The sequence below is a fragment of the Candidatus Saccharibacteria bacterium genome, from assembly GCA_016432585.1.
In the GTDB taxonomy this organism is placed as follows: Bacteria; Patescibacteriota; Saccharimonadia; order Saccharimonadales; family Saccharimonadaceae.
In genome coordinates this window covers 597,747-610,119 of sequence record CP066696.1, presented here as the reverse complement: position 1 = coordinate 610,119, position 12,373 = coordinate 597,747, and the positions used below count along the sequence as shown (strand labels likewise).

The 12,373-nt window shown below is 50.8% G+C and carries 17 protein-coding genes; 11 read left to right on the top strand and 6 right to left on the bottom strand.

Going from position 1 to position 12,373, the window contains the following annotated elements:
• Positions 1–48: 48 nt before the first annotated feature.
• Positions 49–414, top strand: coding sequence for a VOC family protein (locus HZB75_03355; GenBank protein ID QQG50546.1), 366 nt, complete (start codon positions 49–51; stop codon positions 412–414).
• Positions 415–424: 10 nt separating this feature from the next.
• Here HZB75_03355 and HZB75_03350 read toward each other — a convergent pair whose 3' ends face one another.
• Positions 425–994, bottom strand: a complete 570-nt coding sequence (locus HZB75_03350) for a dihydrofolate reductase family protein (protein ID QQG50545.1) — start codon at positions 992–994, stop codon at positions 425–427.
• A gap of 93 nt (positions 995–1,087) precedes the next feature.
• Here HZB75_03350 and HZB75_03345 point away from each other — a divergent pair, with 93 nt between their 5' ends.
• The 3 genes from HZB75_03345 to HZB75_03335 are packed head-to-tail and all read left to right on the top strand — an operon-like array spanning position 1,088 to position 3,457.
• Entirely contained in the window at positions 1,088–1,741 is a 654-nt protein-coding gene (locus HZB75_03345; protein ID QQG50544.1) for a TetR family transcriptional regulator, read from the top strand.
• The gene (locus tag HZB75_03340; GenBank protein ID QQG50543.1) at positions 1,738–2,709 is read left to right on the top strand and encodes an ATP-binding cassette domain-containing protein; all 972 of its coding nucleotides are present in this window, start codon (positions 1,738–1,740) and stop codon (positions 2,707–2,709) included. Before HZB75_03345 ends, HZB75_03340 begins: the two co-directional genes overlap by 4 nt.
• Positions 2,710–2,731: 22 nt before the next feature.
• On the top strand, positions 2,732–3,457 hold the full coding sequence (locus tag HZB75_03335) for an ABC transporter permease (GenBank protein QQG51364.1): 726 nt from the start codon (positions 2,732–2,734) through the stop codon (positions 3,455–3,457).
• Between the two features lie 22 nt (positions 3,458–3,479).
• On the opposite strand, the gene HZB75_03330 is transcribed toward HZB75_03335, so the two are convergent.
• The gene (locus HZB75_03330; protein QQG50542.1) at positions 3,480–4,310 is read right to left on the bottom strand and encodes an SDR family oxidoreductase; all 831 of its coding nucleotides are present in this window, start codon (positions 4,308–4,310) and stop codon (positions 3,480–3,482) included.
• A gap of 99 nt (positions 4,311–4,409) precedes the next feature.
• Between HZB75_03330 and HZB75_03325 the strand changes: the two genes are divergently transcribed.
• The 4 genes from HZB75_03325 to HZB75_03310 all read left to right on the top strand — a co-directional run bounded on the left by HZB75_03325 (position 4,410) and on the right by HZB75_03310 (position 7,588).
• Positions 4,410–4,904 carry an isoprenylcysteine carboxylmethyltransferase family protein gene (locus tag HZB75_03325; GenBank protein ID QQG50541.1) on the top strand — a complete coding sequence of 165 codons (495 nt, stop codon included), beginning with the start codon at positions 4,410–4,412 and terminating at the stop codon, positions 4,902–4,904.
• Between the two features lie 104 nt (positions 4,905–5,008).
• Entirely contained in the window at positions 5,009–5,884 is an 876-nt protein-coding gene (locus tag HZB75_03320) for a hypothetical protein (GenBank protein ID QQG50540.1), read from the top strand.
• 17 nt (positions 5,885–5,901) lie between these two features.
• Entirely contained in the window at positions 5,902–6,831 is a 930-nt protein-coding gene (locus tag HZB75_03315) for a hypothetical protein (GenBank protein ID QQG50539.1), read from the top strand.
• A 94-nt stretch (positions 6,832–6,925) separates the two neighbouring features.
• Positions 6,926–7,588: an SDR family NAD(P)-dependent oxidoreductase gene (locus tag HZB75_03310; GenBank protein ID QQG50538.1), complete on the top strand. Its 663-nt coding sequence runs from the start codon at positions 6,926–6,928 to the stop codon at positions 7,586–7,588.
• On the opposite strand, the gene HZB75_03305 is transcribed toward HZB75_03310, so the two are convergent.
• The 3 genes from HZB75_03305 to HZB75_03295 all read right to left on the bottom strand — a co-directional run bounded on the left by HZB75_03305 (position 7,585) and on the right by HZB75_03295 (position 8,925).
• Positions 7,585–7,938, bottom strand: a complete 354-nt coding sequence (locus HZB75_03305; protein QQG50537.1) for a DUF2200 domain-containing protein — start codon at positions 7,936–7,938, stop codon at positions 7,585–7,587. The two genes, HZB75_03310 and HZB75_03305, sit on opposite strands and share 4 nt — an antisense overlap.
• Positions 7,939–8,067: 129 nt before the next feature.
• On the bottom strand, positions 8,068–8,613 hold the full coding sequence (locus HZB75_03300) for a hypothetical protein (GenBank protein ID QQG50536.1): 546 nt from the start codon (positions 8,611–8,613) through the stop codon (positions 8,068–8,070).
• 96 nt (positions 8,614–8,709) lie between these two features.
• Positions 8,710–8,925 (bottom strand): hypothetical protein, encoded by a 216-nt coding sequence (locus HZB75_03295; GenBank protein ID QQG50535.1) that lies wholly within the window; start codon positions 8,923–8,925, stop codon positions 8,710–8,712.
• Positions 8,926–8,990: 65 nt separating this feature from the next.
• Between HZB75_03295 and HZB75_03290 the strand changes: the two genes are divergently transcribed.
• The 3 genes from HZB75_03290 to HZB75_03280 all read left to right on the top strand — a co-directional run bounded on the left by HZB75_03290 (position 8,991) and on the right by HZB75_03280 (position 11,758).
• Positions 8,991–9,161, top strand: coding sequence for a hypothetical protein (locus HZB75_03290; protein ID QQG50534.1), 171 nt, complete (start codon positions 8,991–8,993; stop codon positions 9,159–9,161).
• A gap of 2 nt (positions 9,162–9,163) precedes the next feature.
• Entirely contained in the window at positions 9,164–10,414 is a 1,251-nt protein-coding gene (locus HZB75_03285; GenBank protein ID QQG50533.1) for an FAD-dependent oxidoreductase, read from the top strand.
• Between the two features lie 129 nt (positions 10,415–10,543).
• Entirely contained in the window at positions 10,544–11,758 is a 1,215-nt protein-coding gene (locus HZB75_03280; GenBank protein ID QQG50532.1) for an MFS transporter, read from the top strand.
• A gap of 115 nt (positions 11,759–11,873) precedes the next feature.
• On the opposite strand, the gene HZB75_03275 is transcribed toward HZB75_03280, so the two are convergent.
• Positions 11,874–12,335, bottom strand: coding sequence for a hypothetical protein (locus HZB75_03275; protein ID QQG50531.1), 462 nt, complete (start codon positions 12,333–12,335; stop codon positions 11,874–11,876).
• Positions 12,336–12,373: the final 38 nt, after the last annotated feature.

The following is a 12,373-nucleotide window of genomic DNA, read 5'->3' as shown; positions in this document are numbered from 1 at the left end:
GCTGTGCGTGTTTAAATACATGTATCAACAAAGCAAAGGAGAAACAATATGAAAATGAAATTAGAACTTGTACCAGTGCCGGTGACAAATGTAGATAAAGCAATCGATTTTTATACGAACAAAGTAGGCTTTAATCTTGATCACGACCACCGCGTTAGCGAATCTGTGCGGTTTGTGCAGCTAACGCCAGAGGGTTCGGCTTGTTCGATTGTTATCGGCGAAGGCGTTACCGAGATGAAGCCGGGTAGCCAACAGGGTCTTCAGGTGGTTGTCGACGACACGCAGGCGGTCTACGATGAGCTGAAAAAGAACGGTGTCGAGGCTTCAGAGGTACAAACCATGCCATGGGGAATCTTTACCTTTTTCAGTGATCCAGATGGAAATACGTGGTCGGTACAGCAGCTTATTAAATAGTCGTGCTCTTTTAAATCTTGCCTAAAACAATATGCGTTGCCTGCGGGCTTTGGCTAGCACCCAGGTTTTTAAACTCTACGCGCTGGTCGCTTAAGTGATCAAAAAGATAGAGGCCTTGTTTTAGCAAAACCGGTGCAACGTGCAGATAGATTTCGTCGTACCATCCGTTTTCGATACAAGCTGCAACCGTACTGCCGCCACCCATAACCCAAATATCCTTTTCGCCTGCGGTCTTTTTTGCCTGGGCGATGGTATCTTCTAGGCCGGTGGTTATATAGGTAAAGCCCTCTTTTTCTGTGTTTGGCAGCGCGTAGGTGTCAACGAAAGCCGGAATATCAAATGGTGTCTTGCCTTCCCATGCGTCGTCTATTGCAATAGCGTAGGTGCGACCACCAACAACGACAGCCCCTGCGTTGTCGTGTACTGCCGCTAATACCGCGTCGTCGACGCTGGTTTTGGCGCTAAAAAGCCAGTCGTGCAAACGCTCGCCACCCTCGCCTAGCGGGTTTTCGATACTAATATTTGGACCGGCAACAAACCCGTCGAGTGACATGGTGATTTCAAGGATAATTTTGCTCATATAATATTACTTTATCACGCGCGTAAATTTTGGACACCAATCGTTTAACAATAAAATCTTGTATATATTGAACGCATATGTTATATTTTGGTCATGCATTCAAAAAATAATACAGATGACCAATCTGCGCCAGTGCGTAGTTTTATTGAACAAGCGCGTCGCGCCCAGATTGTCGAGGCGACGATTGAGGTTTTGGCTGACTACGGCTATATCAACCTTTCGTTTAATCGAATTGCCAAGCACGCAAAAATCAGCCCAAGCCTGATATCGTATCATTTTAAAGATAAAAAAGAGCTTCTGTACGAAGTTTTAATGACTATTTCGATGGATCGCATTCAGCATGTGCAGGCGGTTGTTGATGCCGCACCAACCGCGGCCGACAAGCTGCGAGTGGCGATAGAAGCCGACCTGGCACATATGGGTACGCACCCGAAGCGTTTTCCGGCAATCGTTGAAATATCGTTTAATTCCCGCGACGCTAACGGTCGCATAACCTACATGGCCGACGAAAACGACGAGCCGCAGGCCGATCCTGCGACGAAACTTCTTGAGGATATTATGTCCGCGGGTCAAAAAAGCGGCGAATTTGGCGAGTTCGACGTAGAACATGCCGCGCTTATTATTGATGCCGCGCGCGATAACTTTTTGGCACTTTTGCCACTGCGACCCAACGCCGATCTGGAACGATTTAGTAATAACCTTGTAGAAACGGCGCTTATGATTGTGAAAAAAGGAGACAAAAAATGAACGGTGAATTGGCAATCGAAGCCAAAGGCATAACAAAATTCTACGGCAAACGAACGATACTAAAAGACATTAATTTGCGCGTTAAAAAAGGATCGGTCTTTGCGGTCCTTGGACCAAACGGTGCCGGAAAAACGACAGCCGTGCGGATACTTAGCACGCTCACGAAGCTTGATAGCGGCGAAGTGTATGTGGCAGGTCACGCACTTGCCCTGGAAGTTGGCGCTATTCGATCAAAGATCAGCCTTACGGGCCAATATGCGGCAGTCGACGAAAAACTGACGGGTCGTGAAAACATGTCCATGATTGGCGAGCTGTGCGGTATTAATAAAAAAGAGACGAAAGAGCGCACTCAGCAGCTCCTCGCGCAGTTTGATCTGCTGGATGATGCAGATAAAATATCTGGTACGTATTCTGGCGGCATGCGTCGTAAGCTCGACCTAGCGATGAGCCTTATTAACTCGCCCGAGATAATCTTTTTAGACGAACCTACGACGGGTCTCGACCCTAGAAGTCGCCGCGCAATGTGGGAGATTATTGGTGGGCTTCGCAAAAAAGGCGTGACTATCTTTTTGACGACGCAATACCTGGAAGAGGCCGATCAACTTGCTGATACGATTATCGTTATTGATGATGGTGTTGTGGTTGCCGAGGGTACGCCCGAAGAGCTAAAGCGTCGCGTTGGGGATCGCTCGCTGCAACTGACATTTGCAACCCAAAAAGAGGCCGAAGTGGCAGCTAGCTTGTTCAAGCCTGGCGATGTATTGTCGAAAAAAGGCGGAGTGACGGTTAGTATTAAGACCGACGGTAGTGTTGCTCACACTAAAAAAGTGATGGACACCTTGCATGCCGCCGGATCAAACCCTAGCGACATGACATTTCACGCGCCATCGCTCGACGAAGTATTTTTTGCTCTTACTGGCAACAACGATAAAAAGAAGGATGACAGCCATGAAAACGAAGCTATTTAAAGGTACGCGAAATTCTTGGACAATGATAAAGCGATCGATTAAGCACGATCTTCGTAGTGTCGATGCATTGGCGATGTCAATAATTCTTCCTGTCATGCTCCTCGTTCTTTTTACCACGATTTTTGGTGGCGCAATCAACACGGGTACTGAATATATAAACTACGTTGTTCCTGGCGTTTTTATGGTGTGCCTGAGTTTTGGCACGGCGGGCACGGCCGTTAGTGTGTGCGATGACAATATGAAAGGAATTATCGATCGCTTTCGTTCGATGCCAATCAATAGCTCATCTGTTTTAACAGGGCATGTTGTTGCAAGTATGATACGCAATACATTTGCCATGATTGTCGTTTCCCTTTTGGCGATTGCCCTTGGTTTTCGGCCCACTGCAGATTTTGCTGATTGGCTAGGCGTTTTTGGAATTCTTTGGCTGTTAATGTTGGCCTTAACGTGGGCGGCAGCGGCATTTGGCTTGTTTGTAAAAAACATCGAAGCGGCCGGATCGTTTATGTTTACAACGATGCTATTCCCCTACCTTAGCAGCAGCTTCGTGCTTATTTCGACATTGCCAGACTGGCTTGAGGGTTTTGCCCGCGAACAGCCTATCAATCACGCTGTCGAGGCAATCCGTGCGCTTCTTTTGAACGGCACTGTAGGAGACCACGCATGGATTACTGCTATTTGGTGTCTGGGTATCACTGCCGTTATGTATGCGATTGCGCGCATGTTGTTTCAGCGCCAGACTGCGTAAGGCTGAGGTTGTGTTACGCTCCTCATTCTCGGCTGATGTGATTGAAAAATGCTGCATCAGGGTCGTTAAGTACGCTTCGCTTTGACGGTCTAAGCTCAACCGGTAGGGCGACCTTACTGAAGCCACCGTCGACTAGGCGGTTGTCGCCAGTTGTATACTTAGCAAAACAGAGGTTGATGATTTCGTGCGCTACTTCTTCTGGACGTCCCCTCCTGCCGAGAGGCGTGTTGTGGTTGATGGCGCGGATTCGCTCTTCGCCAGCCGACTCCGCCGATCCCATGCCCTCTGTAGCTATGGCGCCCGGTGATACTGCATTAACACGAATCCCAAACGGACCCCCAGCCACAGCAAAAGCCTTGACCATGCCAAGAATGGTGTTTTTCTGTATATTGTAGACACTAGGCGCTCCTTCTACGATAAGTGCCTGTGTAGATGCTACAAACGTAATACAGCCGCCATGTTTCTGCATATGGTTCATTATACGTCGGGTAAGATGGAACGGCCCCTGCACGTTTACCTGTTCCATGTTTGCAATACCCTGTTCAGACATCTCCATGATATGGCCGTCAAGTACTTCGATGCCAACATTATTTATAAGTATGTCGATCTTTTTATTGGAATCGATGGCCTCGTGATATGCGCGGTCGATATCTTGTTTATTGCCCATATCGCAATGTATGAAGTGGATGTTTGTGCCCTGTGCGGCGACCATTTGTCCGGCCTCATCATCGATGTCAAAAATAATTACAGTGGCCTCTGCTTGCGCGAGTTGTTCGGCGGTAGCTCGCCCAATGCCGTTTGCGCCACCTGTTACAATTGCTGTTTTGCCTCTAAGAGATAATATAATGGCCATTCAACGTCTCCTTCTACGTCGTAGTTATAATTGCACAGTGCAGAACTTTGCACAATACCGATTATGCTGGTATATTTTGGTATACTAACGACATGATTAATGAGTACTATCAAGGGATACATCGCAGCTTATATTATGAAAAATAAACCGCTAAATACACTTCCCGACCTTACGCTTTTTGCATCAATAATCATCGCTCTTCTTTTGGGCAAGTTATTTCCCGATACTCAGCTGTCGGCTGCTACGGTCAGTTCTGTCGTAGGCGCGGTCCTTATCGTTGGGAGTTTAGGCCTTAGCATGGCAATTCTCGCGTTCATGATACGGCGTGGCGGCTCGACCGATGTGGTCAAAACTTCCAAATTACTTATTACAGACAAGTATTTTCGTTTGAGCCGCAACCCGCTTTACCTGGTTGAGCTTCTATTCGTTGTCGGCGTGGCTACTTTTGCTGGTTCGCCGGTTTCGTTTATCGGACCAGCTATTTATTTTTTGGTGCTAAACTTTGTTGTTATTCCGCACGAAGAACGAGAGCTTGAAAAAGTGTTTGGCAACAAGTACTTGCAGTATAAACAATCGACCCGAAGGTGGCTTTAGGTGGCTTCTGTCGGCTGGACTGTCTAGACAAAATAAGAGTAATATGATAAAAAACACTAGTACGCTACCGGTAACCCGCCGGTAGTTGTTTGTACATTAGACGCATGCGTGTGTCTGTGATTGAGGAGGTGAAATACGTGGCTCCGCGAAAGCTGCCCGGCACTGCACTTCGCCACGCGTCGCTTAGCGATCCAGGGCGCAGTGCCCTGTCTCGTCGCGACCTTGTACGGCTTGCCGCGTCCCGGCGAGAGTGCATTGTGCGCGTTACCGGAGGGGCCGCTCTTATGAGCGAAACCGAAGGTGACGGCGTTGGTCTTCTTCTCGCCAATGCGCTAGGAGGATCAGCATGTGACGCCGCAGTGATTGCTGGCGCCACCATGACCATCAACCGTCCAACGCCAGGCCTATGTCTGGCGTGCGACGAACACCGAGTTCACTGCCCTGACCACGGTTTCGGACACATTACGCCCCGGCCGGGGGTCATGGATACACTCATGCAACTCTCGGCTATGGGCGCGCCTGCCCGAACCATCGGCATTGTTCCTACTATCGGTGACCTGTCGCTTTACGGCGGGTTTATGATGGTGAGTAACACGCCAGGGCACGGCTCGTACACGGTGGTCGATGGACGCTGTCCAGTTTGTCTTCTGCTTCAGTTCTCGACCGACAGGCCGGGACTGACGTGGGACGACGAATGGCGAGTGTCGATCGACTACATGGAACTGCTTCGAAACGAGGCGCAGTATTCGTCGCTTCACCTTGCCTTCAATGGAGGAAGAGTGACGCGCAACGAATGCCTGCACGTGGCTGCACTCCCCCCGGGTGACAGTCCGTGGCAGCTGCTCCTCGTGGAAGATTCTGGTCGGACTGCCACCGAGTTGGCGAACGATCGGGACTTCCGCAGTACGTATCCTCACGTGGTCTCGTGCAGCAAGCGCGAGCTCGTGACCGTCGTCCGTCAAATGGGCTTTGCGCCCTAAGTGAAGTGGAGAAAGCGATGACTATTCGCTACGACGAGTTCTTTGTCCCGGGCGAGGCCCGGGACACTCGGCTCGTTTCGAGTGTCAGCGGCCGCAACGTGGCCCTGGTGGTCAGCGACGTGAACGAGGAGGTTCCCGCTCCGGTCGTCCTTCGTACCATGAAGGGCGTCGAGGGCAACCTCAACGTCGCCGGTGCAACGACTATCCGCACAGAGGCCGAACGCCTGGCGCTGTTCGACCTGGTGGTCCGCCTGTTCGGTGGCAATCCGGCGGAGCCGTTCCGGCTCAACCAGATCGCCCTCGGCAGCGGCGGTACGCGAGTCCTGGACGGAACCAATCCCCTCACCGGTTCGATGACCGCAGTAGAGGCGCCAGGCCTGGCGTACGCCATCGCCCGGCGCCTCTACCCGGATCAGCCGGAGTTGTGGCCCCGCACCTGGGGCCACACTCCCCGTACCAACGAAACCCTCGGCTATGGCGGGGAGCATTCCAGCTTCCAGCTCGCCGAGGATCTCGACAAGAGCGCCATTCCCAATCCGCTGCTACACCTCCTCTGGATTCTTCAGAAAGGTGCCAGCACTCCGGCGGGCTGGAATGGCGATCTGCCCAAGTACATCGAACTGCTCCGGCTGTTCGCCGATTCCGGCGTCGGCCGGTCGGGGATGCTGGTGCTGAGTGGGGGTGGAGTCACTGCAGAAGAAGTGCTGCTCGCGCTCCGCGACGACATCCCGGTGCTCGGCGCTGTGGGCAGTGGTCGCGCGGCGGATGATCTCGTTCATCTGAAGAACGGCAACCTCGACTCGGTCGCCGAAGACGGGATCCGCAAGCACTACCAGACGATCCTCGACGAGGGGCTCGACCTGAGCCTCGTTCGACTCTTCAACACCGCCAGCCCCCGCGAGGGACAGCAGTGGCTCGAGGAGATGGGCTTCGGGGTCAGGCTCTGATCACAAGACCAGCACGCGTCTACGTTCGCGCCGGAATGGGAGAGTTTCTCATTCCGGCGCGACACCGACTTTCGGATTTTGCTATACTTATAGAATGAATACGCTTATTATTGGTGGAACTTCGGGTTTAGGTTTAGAATTAGCGAAAGATATGCAAATTTCGGGTGACGATGTGTACGTAACAGGAAGGCGCAAGCTGGATGAGCCGTCGCTTCATTACGAATCTTTTGATCTCTCTGCCCCAGATTTACCTCAACGACTCAACGATTTTATAACAAAAATGCCAGAGATCACTACCCTAGTGTATGCGGCCGGTTACTTTCAGGAAGGCAGTGTGACCGATCTAACTGAAAAGCAAATAGAAGAAATGATAGACGTCGGTGGTCGTGGTCTCATTTATGCGGTGCAAGCCGTGCTAGCAAAGCAAGGCAAGCTGAGGGAACTTATTACTATTACGTCTACGTCGCAGTGGACGCCTCGCAAGCTAGAGCCCATATATAATTTTGCAAAAGCAGGAGCTGCTCATTTTAGTAATGCTATGGCCGAGGATGGTCGCATCGCTAAGGTATTAGTAGCTGGCCCTGCCGGAATGGATACGGCATTTTGGGAAGGTACCGACCATGACGTTAGCAGTATGCTTGACCCCGCATGGGTGGCGGGGGAAGTAATGAAGCTTCGCGGTGACGACTATAGGTATCGTTTTGCTAAAATAATGCGTGAGCCAGCTAGGGTCGAAATAGTGGAGACAAGGGCCTAGCTGTCGGTTCGAAGGATCTTTTCGATCGCCTTTCCCCGTGCGAGTTCGTCGATAAGCTTATCGAGGTAGCGAATTTCGCGCATCGTTGGCTCTTCGATATCCTCTACGCGAACGCCACAAATTACACCTTTAATTAACGTGCGCGCGGGGTTGAGTTTGGGCGCCTCTGCGAAAAAAGTTTCGAGATCGGTCTGTTTTTCAAGCTGTTTCGCAAGCGTTTTTTGCGTATGGCCGGTCAGCCAAAAGATAATTGTGTCGACCTCTTCTTTGGTATGCCCTTTATTCTCGGCTTTAGTTATATAAAGCGGATAAATACGAGCGAAACTGATACTGTAAATTCGAGGCTTCATACTGAATTTAATTCTAGCATGAAATAGCCCAGCCGGTAGCCGGCAGGGCGTATTCCAGTCAAAAAGTAGATTTGTCAATGGTCGATCGGCCGGCCCGGGAGCGAGCGCTCCGCGGGCCAGCCAGTCGACCTACGAGGCCATTCGGGTGGCGGCGAGTTCGGCGATCTTCACCAGTGCGTCCTGGCTCACGTTGGGGCCGAGGTACGACACGAAGGTGATCAGGCCGTTATCGGGCCGCACCATGACGACGTTGCCACCCTCTCGGATGATGGTGTCCCAGCCGTCGCCCACGGTGATGTGGGATTCGGCGTGCTGGTCCTGCCACTGAGTGGCGGTCTCTGACTCCTTGATCCGGTAGATCTCGAGGACCTTGAACTCGTCATCCTCGGCCACGTAGTAGCGGCAGAGGTATTCACCCGGAAGCGGTTCGTCCTCCAGGAGCGGCTTGCTGTCGGTGCGGATGATCGCCTGCCCGAGAAGGGGCTGAACATCTGCGATCGGCAGAAGCTCGCAGACCGGGGTCGTGTTGAGCGGCTTCTTCTGCGGAGCTTCCGCGGAAGTTGTGGCCGAGCTGGCGCTGCTGCCGTCGCTCGTGTTCCCGCCGCATGCGCTGACGGGTGTGGACAGCAGAAGCGCAGCGACCAATGCCACTGTCGCCCTCTTGATGGAAAGCATGAGATCCCTCTCGTCGGTGGCCTCTGTAGGCCGTGTCTGCACGGTATGTGCATAGTAACTATACAATAATCAAATAATATTTACAATAAGGCGACTTTATTGATTGGTAAATGTATCGCCACCAGGAACCGAACATCGTTCAGGGTAGCTATCCTGAATAGGATATCCTGCTGCTGCACATTCATCGAAGCTGCGTATTTTACTAGGTACCGGGTTGCCAGTGAATACTTGTATGGCTGCATACCCTACAAGCGCAATGGCTACTATTGCAAAAACTATTGATAAAAACTTTCGTAAAGTGCTTGTTGTCATGTCGTTATTCTAGCATGTAGTAAATCGCTACCAAAGTACATAAGCGACATGGTATACTAGCGCTTATGTTGACAATATTTGCTCATGCGGGTCACTCGCATTCAATGAATGATTTTGATCACTGTCTTCCGGTAATGATCGGCGCTGGCATCGTTATTGTGGTGCTTGTCGCTGTTATTGTCTATTTTTTGATTGCTTGGCAGCCAAAAGCCAAAACTAAAAACAAGAAAAAATAATCATGCTATACGACGTTATTATTGTTGGAGCTGGTGCGGCGGGCCTCGCGGCAGCGCAAGAATTACGCAAGCAAAACATAACGAATGTCTTGGTTATTGATGCCCAAGACTATGTTGGCGGGCGAATTAAAACATGGTACGGCTGGGGTATGCCTATCGAGATTGGCGCCGAATTTATTCATGGTGATCACACAGCAACATGGCAGTATGTTGAGGAGCTTAACCTCGCTACTATTCGGGCAGATGGCGCGGTGCGCTTGGTTGATAAAAATGGTCACAGTATGTCAGCTGAACAAAAGCAAGCGTACGACGCTATCATGGAATCATTGGCGCAAAGTGGCGCGAAAGGAATCTCGGTAGCAGATCATATCGCCGCAAATAAAGACATAGCGCCTATCATAAAACAGCTTGCCGAGATCTCGGTTGGCGATTACGAAGGTGGTGATGCCGCCAGCCTAGATAGCGGCGCGTTTGCCGATATGTTGCGTGAAACCAAAGACAATGGCGAAAACTTTATTCCCGTAGGTGGCTATCAGCCTATTGTGAAGCGCCTGGCAAAAAATCTTCTTGTCCGTCTTCAGGCAGTAGTGAAAGCGATCGATTACCATGAACAGGGTGTTGCGATTACCCTGACAAATGGCGAAGTGTTGTATGCGAAAAAATGCATAGTTACTGTCTCTCTTGGGGTTTTGAAAAGTGGCGACATCACCTTTTCTCCCGCGTTGCCAGCAAAATTTCAGCAGAGTGTTAAAAAGCTTGGTATGGGAAACGCCATGAAGTTAATTCTTCGGTTTCGTGATGCGGAACTTGCGCGCGAACTATTTAATTACGCCGATGGCGAAAGCGCCGCGCTACAAACAATCACCAACTGGTGGTCGAGCGCCGCCGATCCACATGTTCTTGTGGGCTACTGCGGTGGCAGCAGAGCCGCGGCGGTTTTAATGATGGACCCGCAGGATCTTATTGCAAACATAATGGCCGATCTTGGCGCTATCGTTGGCCGAGACCTGCAAGATGATATCGTGGCGTATAAAATTGCGCGCTGGGACAACAACCCATTTACCAAGGGTGCTTATAGTAATCACCCTGTCGGCGCTTCGCTAAGTGACCACACCGCACTAACAGAGCCAATCAGCGAGCGCTTGTTCTTTGCCGGCGAAGCCACTGCTTTAAACGGTAATTATGCAACGGTTCATGGTGCAATAGAGAGCGGTTGGCGTGCGGCCAAAGACGTGGTTAAAACTCTCGAGTAATCCTACTAGAAAAATATTTATTGCTGTGAATACTACAGTATTCAGTTTTATATCGACGCACTATACTATGAACAAGCTTTGAGAGGCTGAAACAAAAAAATACTTAAAACAAAAACGGAGGTTTTTTAAATGTTCCTTAAAATACGTAACAAAACAGGTGCCCCGCTTGATCGGACGGCGCGTCTGTATCTTGCGGTGAAGTTTTTTAGCACGCTCTATTTCACCTATCCAATATTTTACGAGTACGCGTCGCAGGCAATCACACCAGTCCAGGTTGGACTATTCTTTAGTACTATAGGGGTCTTTGGGCTGATTGCTGAAATCCCAACAAGTATAATTGCCGATAAATACAGTCGAAAATTTTGTGCACTCGCGGGCATGTCGCTGCTGCTTGTTGCGCCGTTGATTGTATTTTTCGGGCACGATTTTTCGGCGTATATGCTGGCAGCTCTGTTCTATGGTCTTGGTCGCGCGTTTTTGAGTGGCACGCTCGAGGCGATGGTGTATGATCACGCCAATGTCACCAAAGCGGCATACCGAAGAGTGAATGCTTACGAAATAACCTACGGACAAGCCGGAATTCTCGCAAGTGCGGCGGTTGGCGGCATGTTGTTTTCGTTTAATGCCGCCCTTCCCTTTATGGTCGAGGCTTTCACTGGGTTTCTTTGCGTCGTTCTTATCTTTTTTATGCAAGAACGCTACAAGGACGGCCACGTAAAATCAACGGCGACACATAGGCAACATTTTTTTCGAAGTGTCAGCTATCTTATGGAAACCACTTTTCTTCGCGTGATTGTGCTTATGGGCGTTATCTTTTCTGTCATGCTGGGAATGTGTATTCAGTTTGTAAACGAAGCGGCTATGATCGAGTATGGCTTCGAGGCTACAACGCGTGGGTTTATCGTTTCGGGTGCGGGAATTGTGGTGCTGGCTATATTGAACCTATTTTTATTGAAAATACTCAAAACTGATATCGCGCGCGTTGCGTACATGGGGTTTGGCGCTGTGCTTACCTACGGAATTCTTAGTGTTCCTATAGTGCCACTTTTTCTCGTAGGGTATATTTTTTGGTGCTGTCTTAATGCGACAAGCTCGTTTCTTCGAGTGATCATTCAAGATCAGATACCCGCCTCACATCGTTCTACGATCCTAAGCAACTTTAAGACACTTGCGATTTTAGTAGGACTCGGTGCAAGCACGGCGACGGGCTTGTTGGTTCAGCGGGCGGGTACACCCCGAGGCGCCTATATGGTTTTTGCCGCCATCGCACTCGCTATTCTTTTGCCCTGTACGTATTGGCTTATCCGGCATCTTAAGAACGAGTCGACGGGAGTCATTGCCTAGAGGAAACTGTAAAATCTCCAAGATATGACGAAAGCCCCTGGAGCGCAGGGACTTTCGTCGACTTGCGCCCCTAGAGGCTTGTAGTGCACTTGCTAGCGAGAAGGCCGTGAGGCGATCAGCCTTCGGCGGCGCATTTCTCGGGCGTCTGAACGGCGGCCTTCGTGAACTCCACGATGTTGCCGAAGTTCGTCGGCGTGTTCCAGCGCTCGCCCTTGACGGTGACGTCGTAGGTGACCGGGCCGTTCTTGATCTCGCGCATCATCTGCCCGTAGTCGTTGGCGGTGTCCCGGCGCTTGACGCCGAACCAGCTGTCCGCCATCTTGTACGTGTCGTTCGACGCGTAGATCCGGTACTCGTGACCGTCGCTCGTCTTGCTGTCCTCCATGTCGCAGACCGTGATGGTCTCGGTGTGGAGGCCCTGCTTGGGACCGGTGTACCAGTAGATGGTCCACGACAGGCCCGCCAGCAGGACGAGAGCGAGCAGCAGAGCGCCGATCGGTCCGAGCGAGGAGTTGGAGCTCCGGTTGCTGTAGCGACCGTAGGACATGGCGTTCCTTCCGTCGGTGACTTTCGTCATTGCGTGCAATCTAGTGCTCGAATATAATACTACATCTA

Coding starts and splice junctions, on each gene's coding strand:
- HZB75_03355 (QQG50546.1), top strand. CDS start 49: ATGAAAATGAAATTAGAACTTGTACCAGTGCCGGTGACAAATGTAGAT.
- HZB75_03350 (QQG50545.1), bottom strand. CDS start 994: ATGAGCAAAATTATCCTTGAAATCACCATGTCACTCGACGGGTTTGTT.
- HZB75_03345 (QQG50544.1), top strand. CDS start 1,088: ATGCATTCAAAAAATAATACAGATGACCAATCTGCGCCAGTGCGTAGT.
- HZB75_03340 (QQG50543.1), top strand. CDS start 1,738: ATGAACGGTGAATTGGCAATCGAAGCCAAAGGCATAACAAAATTCTAC.
- HZB75_03335 (QQG51364.1), top strand. CDS start 2,732: ATGATAAAGCGATCGATTAAGCACGATCTTCGTAGTGTCGATGCATTG.
- HZB75_03330 (QQG50542.1), bottom strand. CDS start 4,310: ATGGCCATTATATTATCTCTTAGAGGCAAAACAGCAATTGTAACAGGT.
- HZB75_03325 (QQG50541.1), top strand. CDS start 4,410: ATGAGTACTATCAAGGGATACATCGCAGCTTATATTATGAAAAATAAA.
- HZB75_03320 (QQG50540.1), top strand. CDS start 5,009: ATGCGTGTGTCTGTGATTGAGGAGGTGAAATACGTGGCTCCGCGAAAG.
- HZB75_03315 (QQG50539.1), top strand. CDS start 5,902: ATGACTATTCGCTACGACGAGTTCTTTGTCCCGGGCGAGGCCCGGGAC.
- HZB75_03310 (QQG50538.1), top strand. CDS start 6,926: ATGAATACGCTTATTATTGGTGGAACTTCGGGTTTAGGTTTAGAATTA.
- HZB75_03305 (QQG50537.1), bottom strand. CDS start 7,938: ATGAAGCCTCGAATTTACAGTATCAGTTTCGCTCGTATTTATCCGCTT.
- HZB75_03300 (QQG50536.1), bottom strand. CDS start 8,613: ATGCTTTCCATCAAGAGGGCGACAGTGGCATTGGTCGCTGCGCTTCTG.
- HZB75_03295 (QQG50535.1), bottom strand. CDS start 8,925: ATGACAACAAGCACTTTACGAAAGTTTTTATCAATAGTTTTTGCAATA.
- HZB75_03290 (QQG50534.1), top strand. CDS start 8,991: ATGTTGACAATATTTGCTCATGCGGGTCACTCGCATTCAATGAATGAT.
- HZB75_03285 (QQG50533.1), top strand. CDS start 9,164: ATGCTATACGACGTTATTATTGTTGGAGCTGGTGCGGCGGGCCTCGCG.
- HZB75_03280 (QQG50532.1), top strand. CDS start 10,544: ATGTTCCTTAAAATACGTAACAAAACAGGTGCCCCGCTTGATCGGACG.
- HZB75_03275 (QQG50531.1), bottom strand. CDS start 12,335: ATGACGAAAGTCACCGACGGAAGGAACGCCATGTCCTACGGTCGCTAC.